We start from the raw sequence: 14,799 nt of genomic DNA, 5'->3' as shown, positions 1-14,799 counted from the left end.
CGAAGCAGGGTGAATTCTTCGCAGAGCGGGCAGTGCAGCCAGCGCTTGGACCATACCGTCATACCGGTATCCTCCCTCGCGCCGCAGTCGTATTGCCGTCGCTGAGCGAATTTTCCCCGTCTTACAATTATTTGGTGCCGGAATACTGGCGCGACGTCATTGTCGCCGGTCGCAGCAGGAAATCAAGTGCTCCTTTTGACGCCGGCCTGTGCCTCGCTTTAGTGAACTGGCCGCCGACCGGACCTGATACGTACGACGTTTGATCTGCGACGAGCCACGGAATCGACCGATCGACTGTCTGCGCATCCGCCCGTCGGCCGAGCAAGCACACTTTTGCGCCCTTCGTTCGAGATCTTCGCGAGTCTGTCCTGAAGATTTTGCCCGACACAGCCCGCCACTAGAAGGAACCCATGTCTGAGTTGGGTCAAACTGCGACTTGGCGGGGAGGGCCGCTTCTGGCCGATTTTGTTGCAAAAGTCGGTTGAGGCGAGCCTGCAAGCGTGATTCCGTTGTGTTGACGCGAATCGCGACGAGGTCGACCCATGATGGGCCGTCTGAAGAGTGACCAAGGTCAACTGTTCTACGAGTTTCATCTCAGCGACGCGGTTCCCGAAGATCATCTAGTGCGGAAGATCGACACTGCTCTCGATCTGTCGTGGCTTCGCAGCGAACTTGCTCTTCATTATTCGTCCATGGGTCGCCCGTCGATCGATCCGGAGCTGCTGATCCGGATGCTGATCGTGGGGTATGTCTTCGCGATCCGCTCGGAGCGGCTGCTCTGCCGTGAAGTGCAGGTGAACCTCGCCTATCGATGGTTCTGCAAGCTCGGTATCGAGGATGCTATCCCGGATCATTCGGCCTTCTCGCGGGCCCGCAATGAGCGCTTCCGCGAGGGAGATGTCGTTCGTCGCGTATTCGAACATATCGTTGAGGCGTGCATTGTGGCCGGTCTGGTTGGTGGCGAAGGTTTTGCGGTAGACGCGAGCCTGATCCAGGCAGATGCCAACAAGCAGCGCTCGATCGCGGGTCAGGATTGGCGCAGGGATCGCGATCCGGCGAGGTCAAGCCGCGCGGTGAAGGAGTATCTGGCAACCCTCGACGATACGGCCTGGGGCGCGGCCAGCGACGTTGTCCCGAAGTTCATCTCGCTGTCCGATCCCGCGGCTCAGTGGACCGGAGCTCACAAGGGACCAGCATTCTTCGCGTACTCCGACAACTATCTCATCGACGTGAAGTTCGGCGTCATCGTTGATGTCGAGGCCTCCCGCGCCATTCGCCAGGCCGAGGTCGGCGCAGCAAAGACCATGATCGAACGGACCGAGGAGCGCTTCGGTCTCAAGCCAGAGCGGCTTGTCGGGGATACGCCTACGGAGCGGCTCCGATGCTGAACTGGCTGGTCGAGGAGAAGGGCATCGCGCCACATATCCCTGTGTTCGACAAGTCGAAGCGGGATGATGGCGCCTTCTCGCGGAGCGACTTTCGATACGACCCGACCGGCGACGTCTACCACTGCCCGGGTGGCAAGCGGCTTGGGACGAGCGGTACAGTGCACGAGGGCAAGACCCTTCTGTATCGTGCAAGAAAGCTCGACTGCGATGGATGCCCGCTCAAACCGCAATGCTGCCCAAAAGAACCATCACGCAAGATCCCGCGCGATATCCATGAGCATGCTCGAGACGTTGCCCGGGCGTTCGCTGGCACCGAGGGCTTCGAGCTGTCTCGGCGTCAGCGCAAGAAGATCGAGATGCGGTTCGCACACTTGAAGCGCATCCTGAAGCTCGGTCGGCTCCGACTGCGTGGTCCGCGAGGTGCCCAGGACGAGTTTGTTCTGGCTGCCATCGCTCAAAATCTGAGGCGCCTCGCGTCGTTCGTTGCGCGACCACCACCCGCTCATGCCACGTGCATTGCGTAGCGTAGGAGTTGCGTTGAGAGCGTCAGGGTCGGCGGATCAAAGCCGGTCGGCCTTACCGAATGGCTGAAAGACATCCGTCGATACAGCCGACTTTTGCAACAAAATCGGCGCAAAGCGGACAAAGAAGGGCTGCCGATCGGCGGATCACCGCTCCTCCAAACCGGAATAGCCAAGACATTGGACGGTCAGCAATTTCGGACAGTCCGCCTGAGCCTCGCGTGAGTAGCTACGGTGTCAAGCTACAAATAGACCGCCCGAACTTGGGACTACTTCCAACGCAAAGGGGGGCACTTCGCAATTCGCCAAATCGTCGCCAACTGACTAAACGCGTTCAATAACGTCCAATTATCGAAACTGGAGGGTCGGGGCGCTGGGCCAAAGCAACATCGGACGCTGGCCCAGCGTCAGCCTCGGGAAATAAGCGGCTGCCGCCTTGCTCGACCGGCTGGTGTGTTCCCTGAGCCCATCGCCAATACTTAGCGGCTCGACTCTTCGTTCACGCGTTCTTGCTGCTTGATGATGGCCGTGTACTGGGCAGCCGGTTTGACGAGGTTGTCCGATGGGACGAGGTTGGGTGTCTCACACGGTAGCAGCGTCGGAGACGCGAAAAGCGCCCTGAAGCATCGGGTGAATTCTTACGGAAACGTCCGCGTCGGGAATCTGCGACACGCGCAATAGTGGGTGATTGGCATACGCATACTGATGTGGGGCGTTTTTCTCCAGTTTCACGCCAATGGCTCCAATGCGGTACAGAATGCTGACGATCATCCTGGCGAAGTTGGAGCTTGGAGTTTCGCAATGCTCCTTCGCCGCGTCATGAAGAGGATCGAAATGACGCTTCGGCTCACCAAAGATTGCCAAGGCGAGTTCGTCCATTTCCTTCGGCGGGCAGAAGTCCTCAAAGGAGAGGAGCGGTTTGCGCTTCGAGCCCAGGAAGGCCGTAAGTTTCGATATTGTCGGATATGCGCTCTGCCATTCTTGCTCTAGGTTCGTCAGGCGTTTTGCCGAGTAGTTCGCCTCCGCGCGCTTAACCATTGTGGCCGAGACCTCGTAATTGCCCTGAGCCTCGTTGAGGCACTCGTTGACGAAGGCGATGATGTCGCGCGGGCGCATCAGTGTGCGCTCAACCATATAATCGAACGGGAGCAGCCCGGAAACCCGATGCTTAAAGATGTCATCGAACACGATGTCATCGCCCGAGTACTGCTTCTTGAAAAGCTTCGTTATGCGCAGGTCGATAAGCTGCTTGAGCAGGGTTTTCGACCACTTCAGTTGGACAAAGTAGTCCTCCAGCTTTTCCCGCTGAAAAGTAAGATCCTTGGTCTCCTGAACGACGCGCTCCAGCACGTCGGAACGCGCGGCAACCAGTATCTTCAGGTCGCGAATCTTTCGAAAGGCCTTAAGGGACTCGATAAGCCCTCGGATGAGTTTGAACCGGACAGAGATATCGACCCACCCCTCATCCAGACGGTCGATGATGATGTAGTAGTGCTTGAGGCTGTTCTCGTCGTCCAGGCCGGAAAGCAGGTCGATGACTGCGCCAAGCTCGCTAAGTTGCTCGTTGCTGATGATCTTCTTTACGCGCGAAATGAATTCGGTCTTCTTATCCACGCTCAGGCGTTTGTCGTACTGACCGCCGGCCTTGAACTTCTCAATCTCGACACCAAGCTCAGCCTTCACCGCGTTCTCAATCTTCTCGGTGAGTTCCTTGATGTTTTGATCCATCGTGATCCAGTACTTGCCCTCCCATGCGCGGAGATAGGAAATCGCCTTCGCTCGGCGGCCATCGTGATAGAACTTCTCGGCGATCCAGCTAAACACACCGCGAGAAGAGGTTTCATCCGATACCGAGAACCTCAGGCGTATGAATTCGATGCAGAGGACGTGTTTCCAAAGCACCTGGAACATGAGGTCGAGGTCGGCCCCGATGGCATGGAGAAAGGCAAGAACGTCCGAGTTCGACACGTAGCTCATGGACATGTCGAAAGGGTCGATTTCAGAGCAGTGCTCGGCCCGGGACTCGATGTACTTCAGGATCGCGGTCTTTCCCGAACCCGTCCGGCCCTCGATAACTGTCCCTCGGGAATCCAGGCTCAAGCAGAGATCGACTGGCGGGTAATGCACAAAGCAGGGTAGTAAGAACTCCTCATCCCTCTCGGCCGGGTGGCTTGCCAGAACATTGTGGGTTGTGCGCGTAATGGGGCGTGAACAGCGGTAAAGCAGCGACGAGACGTAAAGACAGTATGCCTGTAGGTACGCCGATTCCGCCAGGAAGTTCGAACGGCTTTGCCTGGCACTGGCGGAGGAGAGCAGGGTGCCTCGCGAGGCCGGCGCGTTGCGCGAGCTTGCTGCAAACTACTGTCGAGGAGCGACGCTCCCGAGCACCGTAGTTAGGACCGTAGATTGCTCTCGGCGCAGGCGAAAAATTCGTGCGATTTCAAGAGGGGTTGACAGACACTCTCTCCGCCATTGCTGTGCCGAGCGCAGGGCTGAAACCCGGTCCGCGTCCAGCGCAGCGCCAAATCGCTCGAATAATCTACGCGCCCACACTATCGCTTCTGAGAAGGAAGATCGAGCGGTGGCAAAAATACGTTAAAGTAGTGCCGCCCAACGCTGCTGTGCCGAGCGACGCGACTGCGGACACGCCAGACACCCGAACAATCCTCGGACCTCTGCAGCCGAAACGTCGGGTCGCCGGCGCTCAACCAGTCGTTCTAGCCCAGGCCGCCCGCTCGGTGTCGGCTATAAAATCGCGCGTGATCGGCACCGCATCGCGTTTGATCGACAGCAGCAATTGAAACACCATGTGAGAGCCATGCAGGAATTCGAGTTCGACAGCGGCTAGGTAGAATTCCCACATTCGGCAGAACCGTTCGTCGTAGATTGCAGCAGCTTGGACTCTATTTTTGGCGAAGCGCTCGCGCCAGTGTTTGACGGTGTAGCGATAATGCAGCCGAAGCACTTCCATGTCGTCGCACCACAGACCGCAGCGCTCCGTGGCAGCGAAGGTCTCGGATAGTGCTGGCACGTAGGCGCCGGGAAAAATGTATTTGCGGATGAAAGGACCGGTGGTGCCGGGCTGCGACATCCGGCCGATGCAATGGACAAAGGCATAGCCATCAGGGGCCAGGAGTTCGCGGATTTTGAGGAAATACTCGTCAAAATGTCCGATGCCGACATGCTCCATCATGCCGACAGACACCACCCGGTCAAATTGGCCGTTTAGTTGACGATAGTCCAATTCGCGAAACACGACTCGGTCGGACACGCCGGCAGCCTCGGCATAAACACGTGCTGCCTTGATCTGCTCGGGTGAAACATTGACCGCCGTGACATGGGCGCCGGTCTCTCGCGCCAGATGGATGGCGAAGCCGCCCCAGCCGGAGCCGATCTCAGCGACAGTCATTCCGGGCTTCAATCGGAGTTTGCTGGTGGCGTGAATCAACTTGTTGCGCTGCGCCTGTTCGAGCGTCTCATGCTCGGGGTCTCGAAAATAAGCGCAGGAATATTGCATCTGATCGTCGAGGAACAGGCGATAAAGTTCGGTCGAGATGTCGTAGTGGTGGCGGGCGTGGATGGCCGCAAGCCCGATCGGATTGGCCTGATGCCAGCGGCGTAGACCACGCCACACCCGTCGCATCAGCTTCTGTGAGCCGTACGAATAAAGCCCGGCGCGGTTGACCGAGAAGAGAAGCAGAAAATCTTGGATTTCGTTACCGTCCTCCAGCGTCAGTTTGCCGTCCATATAGGCTTCGGCGGCGTATAGTTCCGGGTTGATGAACAGCTTGTAGTAAAGCTTGCGATCGTGAAGGCGGATGGCGACCTCGGGTCCGGGCAGGCATTCGCCGAAGACATGGACCGTCCCCTCGGCGTCACGGACCCGCAGAGTGCCCTGTCGTATGAAGCGTCGAAGCAGTTTGGACAACAAACGCACGTGGTAGACTCCGTGGTCCCCGCAAGTCCATTCTGTAGTGTCCGCGAAACAGATGCACGGCGATCCGTTTAAACGGCTCTTGGGTGGTGCGTCTAAGTCTGGTCCGTTCGTCGCGGACACACCGGTACTGCGGCGTTACTAACTATGGAAGTCGCAAGGGATATTCGCCTGCATGTTTAAAGCCATGCGTGCAGTACAAGCATTCCTATCCCTTTATTCTTGCGATCTTTTTGAGGGTGGCAAGTTGTCGGAAGAAGTCCCGCTTTGGCTGCGCAGGGCTTCCAAGCACTTTCGCGCCTGGGGCCACATCCGACATTACGCCTGCTTGCGCTCCAATCTCTGCACCTTGACCGATCCGAACATGGCCAGTCATACCGGCTTGTCCCCCGACGCGGACAAAATCCTCAAGCACGGTGGAACCCGAAATGCCGACCTGAGCGACAATGACACAACATCGGCCGAGGACCACGTTGTGGCCGATCTGCACTAAGTTATCGAGACGAGATCCAGCGCCGATCACCGTGTCGCGCGATGATCCTCGATCAATCGTCGTATTGGCACCGACCTCAACATCGTCTTCCAGAATTACCCGGCCCAGCTGGGGGACCGAAAGAAATCCGTCTCTGGTGCAGGCGAATCCAAACCCTTCCTGCCCGATGCGGGCGCCGGAATAGACGTAGACGCGCGCCCCCAACATCGCGTGACTCAAGCTCACATGTGCGCCTATGCGACAATCTCGCCCGACGATCACGCCGCTTCCGATAACCGCGCAAGGACCGATCAGAGAGCGAGGTCCTATTTCTGCTCCGGCCTCAATCACAGACAATGGCCCGACCTCCGCTGACGGATCGACGAGAGCCTCCTCCGCCACGATTGCCGAACGGTGGATACCAGGAGAAACCGGCGGTACGGGATAGAACAGCGCAGCGACACGCGCCCAAGCAGCGTAAGGCTCGGCCGTTACGATCGCCACCGTTCCAGTAGGCACTCGCGCGGCCATTTCAGGATGCACGATCACAGCACCGGCCAGTGTCTGATTGAGCGCCGATGCATAACGTCGGTTATCCAGAAAGCTCACTTCATTGGGGCCAGCTGTTTGCAGGGGGGCCACGCCTTCGAACAGCAGATCGCGCTCGTCAGCAATTCCACGTGCCACTCCCGCAACGGCCGCCAGAGAATACGGCCCACTTCGGCGAAAGAACCTCGCGTTGCCCGTGGTTGCTTCGACCATATCCCGTTTCCCGCCAAGGCTATCTCTACGAGATGCAACATGCGCAATCGCCGATCTACACCTCTCGCCGAAGTCGGCGATGGTAAGACCTATTCAAGCTACAATCACACCACTCGTCGCGGTGTCGCTGGACGACACGCGGGCACGCTTCCGTGCCCGCGACGTTCTCGAACGAATTCGTTGTTGCCAAAAGCGGCAACCACACGTTCAGCGATACGCGTCACCCACGGTATCGGTCCAGAAGGTGCGTCAGCGACACACATATGAACCATTCACCAATACGCGAACACATGCCGTACCGGCGGCTGCCGCACCGACCGCAGCGCCACCTACAACTGCTCGCCGCGTCTGTCTGCGCGCAACGCCAGCGACGCTCATCGGTGTTGCCGGTCGTCCCACTCTGGCTTCTGCGCTTTGAATGAGTGACAGGCCGTCTCTCGCGAACCAATTGATCTCACCAAATCCGCACGCCAGGGCGATCGCGACGAATGAAATCTGCATTGCAGTTCGCATCATGATAGGCCTCCTCTTGATCAGTGCCGATATCAGTGCCGATCTGTTGCCGATACTTCCCGATGGCGAACACATCATTTGATCCATATCAATGGATTAAGGTCATCTCCGACGCAGCCATTTTTCGGGTTTCTGGCACAAACTGCATAGAACAGCCGCAGGATTGCCAACAGTTCCCAAACGTTCGCTGTGTTCAAAGCAACTAGAGAGCGGCGCAGTTCTAGACCTCTCGCTCGAACCGCACTGTGATTGACTTGGATCAAAAATTAGGTCGAGACAGGCGCCCACAGTTCGGCGCTTCTCGGAGTTGGAGTGACGAGCTGGTGATGCGATGACGCCGACGTGGTATGTCACCTTTGAAATTCCCAGACGGGGCATCTTGCCTAAGCAGCGAAGCCCCCGCGAGACAAGGACCTTTGCGACAGAAGCCGAAGCAAAAGCCTTCGCCCGATTAAAACTTGGAGAGGGCCAGTCATTATTCGCGGGTACGATCAATCCCCATTTGCCTAAGCAACTGATCCCATCATCTCGCATCTATGCGTGGCTCGCTGATGAGCAGACCGGTTCGGAACCGCCCCTTAATCGAGATAACGAGTAAAACTCAATCGTGCACCGGGACCCAGATCTCTCAGATGATGAATGGCGACATGATCTCACCGGTCGCAGCAGCCTGCGGCCCAAAAAGGCACAGCCCGCGGCGGCACCCACCACGCCGTGACCGGCATAGCGGCCTGCGACGCCGCCAGCGATAGCGCCTTTAATGCAGCCCTTGGCATCGGCGGCGGCCGCGATAAGCCCAGGTATGATCCGGCTCAAGATGCCCATCTGCGTACCTCTGTGGCAGCCGCCCGGATCACATCGCATCCTCCAGTTCGCCGGACCCTTGATCCAAGTCAATGTCAGCACGTCGCGGGTCAACCATTTGCCCCTCTTGCGGGCAGGAAAGATCCACGGAGATTGGACATGACTAAAGAAATCCAATCGGGACTGATTTCGCGCCGAACGTGTTTTCGCTGATGGCCGGAGCACTGGGCGCGATGCCGATCCTGGCGCTTTCCGATGCGGAAGCCCAGACCGCCGGAATGGAGCGCCGAGAAGAGCGGCGCGAGGGTCGCCAGAACCGACGTGAGGATCGTCGTGCTGGACGGCAGGAGCGACGTGACGAGCGGCGTGGCGTAACCACCGGCGCTAGCGGGGCTACCGGGGCCGCCGCCCCAAAGTAAACGTTGCAAACTCGCTCAGTGACTGCCGTGGTCAAAGCTTTGTGACGCGGCGCGTCAGGGCTATTGTGGACGGCTGCTCCACGGGGCGATCTCGTCGTGCCAGGCAGCGCGTCAATGATGGACTACGCCGTACAGCCAGACCATCAGCGCCACCAAAATCGCAAACCATAGAAGAGAAAAACCGAACGCACGCTTGTTGAAGTTCATCTTTCGCTCCCGCGCGGCCCGGAACGTTCCTATGACCACCGCACGCGCGGTTGATCCAGATCAAGATTACCTCGATCAAGAGGAGTGCTTTCACCGATGGATCGAACGGTACTGCCTTCGGCCTGTGGGGCCTCGGCGCGCGCTCCCAACCCCTTGCCAGTGCGCCGCGGCCGTCTTACCGGCAGCGGAACGACCCCAGCGCGGTGGGCCGCGATTGCGCCAGGGGGAAGAAACAAACACTCTCTCCGTCACCCCCTTGGCGATCCCTTGGCTCTTGTCGCGCCTCAGGCGGCAGGCCACTCTGGTCGAGATATTGGGTGGCGCCATGATGATCCTCCTCCGCAGCCTTGATCGCATGATCGGCTCGATCGTGGCCGCAGCCAAATGGCTGGCGCTGCCGCTGATCGTCCTGCTCTTCCTGCAATGGCCGCTGCGCGACGTCGTTCAGCGCTATTCGCGCGAGGCCAATGATCTCGGGCAGATCGCCTTTGCGCTGTTCGTCGCGGTGAGCGTCACCGCGGCGACGCGTGCGCGGACGCATCTTTCGGCCGACCTGCTTGCGCGGCACTATTCCCCGCGAGCGCGGGCGATCTTGGCGCGGCTCGGCGCAGCTATCGGCCTGCTGCCCTGGGCCTTGTTCGTGCTGATCGCGGGCAACAGGATCATCTCCTCCAGCATTTGGCAACTCGAGGCGTTCCAGGACTCCGGCAATCCCGGCTACTTCCTGGTCAAGATCGCGCTCTGGCTGATGGCGGCGCTCGTGCTCGGCCAGGCGCTCGTCGACATCTTCCGCCCGCGCGAGGCGGGCGACTGATGGCGTGGCTGGGGCTCGCGCTCTTGGTGCTGGTCGGCGTCGCGATCGTTTGCACCGGCCTGCCCGCAGCCGTCGTCCTGATCGCCATGGCCGGCTGTGGCGCTGTGCTCGGCGTGGTGTCCGGCGCATTCGATCTGGCGACGCTGGGTGCGCTGCCGGTCCGACTGATCAACCTGCTCGAAAACGACCTGCTCCAGGCGCTGCCGCTCTACGTGACCATGGGCCTGTTGCTCGACCGCCTTCCGGTCGCCGATGCGCTCTATCGTGCCGGCAACGCGGTGCTGCCGCGCAGTCCCGCGGCGCCGCTGGTCTCGGGTATGCTGCTCGGCGCGTTGCTCGGTCCGATGAACGGCTCGGTGGGCGCCAGCGTGCTAGCGCTCTCTCGCGTGGTCTCGCCGCGTCTGGCCGCTGAGGGGATCGCGGCGCCGGCACGTCATGCCGTGATCGCTGTCGCGGCGACGCTTGGCGTGCTGGTGCCGCCGTCGCTGGTGCTAATCTTGCTCAGCGATGCCATGCTGTCGGCCCACACCATGGCGGTGACAGCCACCGGCCGCAGCGACCGCGTGGTCAACACACAGGACATTTTTCACGCGGCGCTGGTGCCGGGCGGCGTCTTCCTCGCACTATGTCTGGCGCTGTCCTAGCGAGAACTGACAGCTCGGACAAAGAAATATTTCGGGAATAATTCGCATCGATATATTCGTTAACACGATGCATGGCTTTTGGGTCCGCCTCGCGTCCGAGGCAATATAGCTCAGACCCCCATCGCTTCTCTCAATTCATGCAATAAGACCATGCCGAGGGCTTCTGCGTAAGAAGATTCTTCAATCGAAGATCGATCTACGACAGCTTGAATTTTTAGGAGCGTGGCTTTCAATGGCTCATTTTCAAAATACAAAGCAGGGGGAAGTTCAGTCAAACGAAAATCGTTTGCCTCTTCAGCAGTGGGACTCAGATGAACCGCGACTACTAAAGACTGCCGTCTTTTAAACTTTATCCAACCCTCAGCCGAGCATCCACCTGGCAAAAACGTAAGCGCGTTGCGGTAATCTTGGCGAGTAGAGCGAATTGAGCCATCAACTCTATCTTCGCCGTCCGATCGAATAATGTCGTGGAAGGCAAGATATGCAGTCTGACTTTTTACGCGGTATTCTAATTCTTTAGAGTCGGATACGCGAACTACTTCCGCGGTGTAACTGGGCCATGACTGGCATTTTTGAGTATCGGGACCATCACCAGAATGGTCCTGGAAGTCCCAATGGATTCGCCCTGCGCCTTCGTTGTCCAACTGAGGTCCCCGACCCGTTTCTTCTTCTCACGAGTGTTTCGCTGATTTCGCAGCCTGATCAAGATCAGATGTTGCTGTACTATACTTCGATTGCTCTTTAGGGCCGCAAGGGGCGCGTGTGGCCCAAAGTCCCAATATGTTGGCGCATGATAACAAGACTAGTTTGGCTGCAATCCCCTAAGACCGGATGCTCGCTCGTCGCGACGCTCGGTTGCCGAGAGCTTCATCGGCGTATTGAAGCAGCAGTTTGTTGAGACCGATGCAGCGAAACTTGATGTCAGCCACGGCGATTGCTCAAAACGCCTTCGTTCGCCAAATTGGCATTCCTGCATGGCCCCCTCGTCACGTAAAAGCCCAAAGAGCGGAAGTGGGGTTCTAGTTCTCGATCCCTCGCAACTCTTGAGCTGCTGTGACGACGATGTGCAAAGACTGCATTGCTGACGCAACCTAGAAAACTTAGATAGTCCTTCACTTTTAAGGGAATAGCGCTACCAATGACCGGAAGAATTTTCGAACCCATCAGGGAAAACCTTAAAATCTTTCTGGTTACAGCAGCGGCAATTAGCATCGCCTCGGTGGCCGCTATTTCCATCTATCCAACCAGAGTGGCTGTAAAATCTTCGATTAGGGTTGCGACTGCGCTAAGTTCGAATCGGTGGGAAGCATTGATACCGATAGATCAGATTTCCAAACTCACGTCGGATTTGTATCTTTCAAAAGTCCTGGTAAATCTTGCGTCCCAAGGCGCATCAGATGCTAGTTTGAGGCAGTTTCAAGATCTGAAGGTTGGCTCTATCGGACAGTCTATCAGTTTGCAGAACATCGTGAGTGCCGGCGATGAGGACAGATTCAAAAAGTTTAAAACGTTGATTCTGGATCAAATCGTTCTCGATCAAGTCGGCTTTTCCGAAAACGCGAGGGCGACGATACACCTAACCGTTCAGAGCGCTATTCGGATTGTTGAAAATCTGACGCAGCGGATCGACCGCGCGATACGCGAACTCAAGGAATTGGATCATAGATCCAAGGCTCTTCAGGAATTGGTGAGTGCCTCCCGTTCGCAAATCGACGAAGCGTTGAAAGCGGTTGGCTATTCCAAAGATATGCAAGCTCTTTTTGCCAGAGAAACAGACATTAGAGAAGCGAGAGACGCGGTTATGAACCGCGAGGTTGATCAGAGGCGAATCGACGAGGAGCGGGGTCGCCTAAATCGCGAGATTTCCGACTTGCAGCAGGCCAGAGAGGGTCAGCTCAAGTTGAAAGCAGCTAGCGAGCAAGAACTTTTGTTCGTCTGCGATCCAAGCGTCTTGCTTGAACCGTCGACAATTCCAATAAATATCGGACCACGGCGATTGTTCTTGGTCATCGCAGCAATTATCGCGTCGTTGGCGGCAGCGTACCTGATTGTCATTATGATTAGGCGAACCAGGCTGCCGACGTGAGCGTTCAAACAAGCGGAAATTGGGCGGCGGATACTGCCAACATTGAAAGCTCTGCGGCTTCCGCGACGGTTGCGACCGCGACAGTTGCGACGTTTGCAAAAAGCTTCGTTCCGTTTCAGTTCTTTGGTTCTACTGAAATCTTTGTGGCATCTTTGCTCCTGTGCATTGCCAGTGTGGCAATGAATTCTAGATTGCACGTCACGCGAGCCTGGGAAGTTAAGACGGAGCTACTTCTTATAACCGCTTTCTATGCTCTCGTTGTTGCTAATTTCTTGGTGGTATCCGGCGACGACGTTCCTAGTACGTATTTGGTAGGGACCGTTACGTTTCTTCCCATGTTTTTGGCCCTTGGTTTCGTCACGGCACTGCGAATGAAGCTGCTCGCATGGATTTTGCTATCAGCGTCGGCGATCTACGTGTTTTTCCTATCGGCTTTTATTCTGACGCAGGGCGACGTGTATCAAGACGGCTATTTCGCTGACGTTTTCGGTTTGGGACGAATGGTACTTCTATCGGGCGCGGATACCTCGCAACTCTATCAGAACGTTGGAATATATCTGGCGCTTGGAGCGCTTTCAGCGGCCTATCTTTGCGCCGATTTGAGTAGTGTCATTAAGAAAGCGCTTATCAGTCTCTCACTATGTACTGCCGTCGCTTTGACAATTTTAGTTCAAGCGAGGGGTGCTGCGGCCGGACTGATCTTTGCACTTTCAATCCGTTCTCGGTGGTATTCCCGAAATATTCTTGGTTGGACAATCATAATCTCGGTTTTGGCCGGGCTTCTGCTCTTTGTGTTCGCGGACGATCTCGAGCATCTTCCGATCTGGGTACGAACTATCAATGAATTGTCAAAGGCTGATCCTCCCCCGAATACACGAATTGCAATCTACTCGTTTGCTCTAAAGGCAATCTGGATGGACCCTGCATCCTTTATTTTTGGTAGGGGATTTGGAATGTTTCCCATCGACTATGGCTACAGACCGCCAGACTGGTTGTTGGCGTCGCCGTCAGCTTCGCTTTACCCTCACAATTCAATTTTAGAGGCGCTCTACGAATTGGGTGTTGTCGGAGCGACTTTATATGCGGTCAGTTTGGCTAAGCCGATGATTGTTGGGATGAACGCGACAAAGACTAAAGACGCTTGGTTAGCCAATTCGTGTTTCCTGATGTTCGTTCTTATGGAAATGTTTTCTGGTGCCTTAGCGTATTCATACCCTTTCGTTTTCTTTCTAGGGCTGCTTCTTGGGGCCATCGCTGACTCGCGGCGACAACAGCTGACGGTTGAGATCAACACGAAGGTTCCAACGGCCCTTCTGCGCCAATTGGCATTGTAACGATGTTGGTCGAAAGCTATCTCATAGCCTCCGCATCGATGGTGGGCGCCACAGCTTATTTTACTCTGAAGACGCGCGGGTATATTTCCACGACATCAATGCTGATGGGTTTCTTGCTAGCCTTGTATGGCCCTGCGTACTTGATTTTCATGCTATATTACAATGAAAGCTCTTTAGTTTACCGCCAATTGGCCAATTCCCCCTATTTTGCCGACGGAGTCATTTCTCTCAATCTTTCAATTGCGATCATGTTTTTGGGATGCATCGGTGGAATCGAACTCGCCGATAAATTCTTGTCAGGAAAGCAATATGAACTCGACGGCGCACTGAAACATTGGGAGCACCGACCCCTTAGCAAAAACAGTAATTTCGCGATGCTGCTCGTCGCAACTAACTTATCGCTTTTTGCCTACATGGCTCTAATCTCGCTTCGTGAGGATCATTTTGGAGTTATTTTAGGGTTTTTGAGCGCTCCAAATTTTGCTTCAGCAAAGGACGAGTACCGCCTCCTTTTTGGGGGCAGCAACACCTATGTTTATCGGCTAGTGCTAACTTCAATCGCTCCTTTTTTTCTCATTTGGGGAATCCTAGAGAGTTGGACGTCCAGATCGAAAACACTTTTGCTCGCCTCCCTCCTATTGCTGCTGACTATACTGTTGGGGCGGATGGAAACCTTGAGCAGAGCGCCGGTTGCATTCTTGATCATTCAGCTTGGATTCGCCTGCCTACTGTGTTTACGAAATCGGCTTACGTGGCCCGTAGTGGCATTTGGCTCGGTGATGCTTGAAATGGACCCCGATTTTGGGACCGGAGGCTTAGTTGGAAAAAGGCCGCTCCGTCTGATAGACGGAGTGAGCAATGACGAAGAAGACGAGACGCAAGATCGACGCGGCACTGAAGG

11 protein-coding genes and 1 pseudogene are annotated in these 14,799 nt (G+C 56.4%); 6 read left to right on the top strand and 6 right to left on the bottom strand.

The features are described 5' to 3' along the window. Positions 1-542: 542 nt before the first annotated feature. Positions 543-1,912: pseudogene (locus Q2941_RS08530) on the top strand (transposase). A 579-nt stretch (positions 1,913-2,491) separates the two neighbouring features. Here the strand turns inward: Q2941_RS08530 and Q2941_RS08525 are convergent. From Q2941_RS08525 to Q2941_RS08505, 5 genes are all read right to left on the bottom strand, one after another. Further along, complete coding sequence (locus tag Q2941_RS08525) at positions 2,492-4,087, bottom strand: P-loop ATPase, Sll1717 family (protein WP_458192242.1); 1,596 nt, start codon at positions 4,085-4,087, stop codon at positions 2,492-2,494. A 526-nt stretch (positions 4,088-4,613) separates the two neighbouring features. Beyond that, the gene (locus Q2941_RS08520; protein WP_254113520.1) at positions 4,614-5,846 is read right to left on the bottom strand and encodes a class I SAM-dependent methyltransferase; all 1,233 of its coding nucleotides are present in this window, start codon (positions 5,844-5,846) and stop codon (positions 4,614-4,616) included. Positions 5,847-6,051: 205 nt separating this feature from the next. Continuing rightward, positions 6,052-7,077 carry a UDP-3-O-(3-hydroxymyristoyl)glucosamine N-acyltransferase gene (gene lpxD / locus Q2941_RS08515; RefSeq protein WP_027527012.1) on the bottom strand — a complete coding sequence of 342 codons (1,026 nt, stop codon included), beginning with the start codon at positions 7,075-7,077 and terminating at the stop codon, positions 6,052-6,054. Positions 7,078-7,326: 249 nt separating this feature from the next. Then, entirely contained in the window at positions 7,327-7,593 is a 267-nt protein-coding gene (locus Q2941_RS08510) for a hypothetical protein (RefSeq protein WP_156944738.1), read from the bottom strand. A gap of 531 nt (positions 7,594-8,124) precedes the next feature. Further along, positions 8,125-8,415, bottom strand: a complete 291-nt coding sequence (locus tag Q2941_RS08505; RefSeq protein WP_458192182.1) for a hypothetical protein — start codon at positions 8,413-8,415, stop codon at positions 8,125-8,127. Positions 8,416-9,345: 930 nt separating this feature from the next. Between Q2941_RS08505 and Q2941_RS08500 the strand changes: the two genes are divergently transcribed. Next, positions 9,346-9,834: a TRAP transporter small permease subunit gene (locus Q2941_RS08500; RefSeq protein ID WP_035664501.1), complete on the top strand. Its 489-nt coding sequence runs from the start codon at positions 9,346-9,348 to the stop codon at positions 9,832-9,834. Continuing rightward, a complete protein-coding gene (locus Q2941_RS08495; RefSeq protein ID WP_458192181.1) occupies positions 9,834-10,478 on the top strand; it encodes a TRAP transporter large permease subunit in 645 nt (214 codons plus the stop codon). Before Q2941_RS08500 ends, Q2941_RS08495 begins: the two co-directional genes overlap by 1 nt. Before the next feature lie 110 nt (positions 10,479-10,588). On the opposite strand, the gene Q2941_RS08490 is transcribed toward Q2941_RS08495, so the two are convergent. Then, the gene (locus Q2941_RS08490; protein ID WP_458192180.1) at positions 10,589-11,122 is read right to left on the bottom strand and encodes a hypothetical protein; all 534 of its coding nucleotides are present in this window, start codon (positions 11,120-11,122) and stop codon (positions 10,589-10,591) included. A gap of 494 nt (positions 11,123-11,616) precedes the next feature. On the opposite strand from Q2941_RS08490, the gene Q2941_RS08485 reads away from it, so the two are divergent. The 3 genes from Q2941_RS08485 to Q2941_RS08475 all read left to right on the top strand — a co-directional run. Next, the gene (locus Q2941_RS08485; protein ID WP_458192179.1) at positions 11,617-12,564 is read left to right on the top strand and encodes a hypothetical protein; all 948 of its coding nucleotides are present in this window, start codon (positions 11,617-11,619) and stop codon (positions 12,562-12,564) included. Next, entirely contained in the window at positions 12,561-13,898 is a 1,338-nt protein-coding gene (locus tag Q2941_RS08480) for an O-antigen ligase family protein (RefSeq protein WP_458192178.1), read from the top strand. The genes Q2941_RS08485 and Q2941_RS08480 overlap by 4 nt, the downstream gene beginning before the upstream one ends. A gap of 2 nt (positions 13,899-13,900) precedes the next feature. Continuing rightward, a partial coding sequence (locus Q2941_RS08475; protein WP_458192177.1) for a hypothetical protein occupies positions 13,901-14,799 on the top strand: 899 nt, incomplete at its 3' end.

The organism is Bradyrhizobium sp. UFLA05-153, assembly GCF_054185185.1.
The sequence above is the reverse complement of the archived record's forward strand: the minus strand, read 5'-3'. Positions and strand labels throughout refer to the sequence as shown.